At 65.3% G+C, this 239-nt stretch carries 1 protein-coding gene; it reads right to left on the minus strand.

The window, feature by feature from the left end; translation table 11 throughout:
- On the minus strand, nucleotides 1-239 hold a 239-nt coding region (locus tag HKX41_13255; GenBank protein NNC25102.1), incomplete at both ends, for an MFS transporter.

A 239-nucleotide genomic window follows, 5' to 3' on the forward strand; every position in this document is an offset into this window, starting at 1 on the left:
AGACGATGAAGGTGACCAGGTTGCGCAGCCCGTCGGCGACCACGCGCACCAGCGCCAGCAGGATCGACGAGGCCAGGAACATCGAGGCCGCCATCGCGATCAGGGTCTGGGTGAGGTAGAAGTTCTCCGGCCGGGTCAGGTTGGTCGCGTGCGAATCCACATAGGCGCAGACGCCGACGATGGCCACCGCGATCAAGCCGAGCAGGTCGAAGCGCTGCTTGGGCAGGAACAGCAAGGTC

The organism is Salifodinibacter halophilus (assembly GCA_012999515.1).
GTDB classification, from domain to species: Bacteria; Pseudomonadota; Gammaproteobacteria; order Nevskiales; family Salinisphaeraceae; genus Salifodinibacter; species Salifodinibacter halophilus.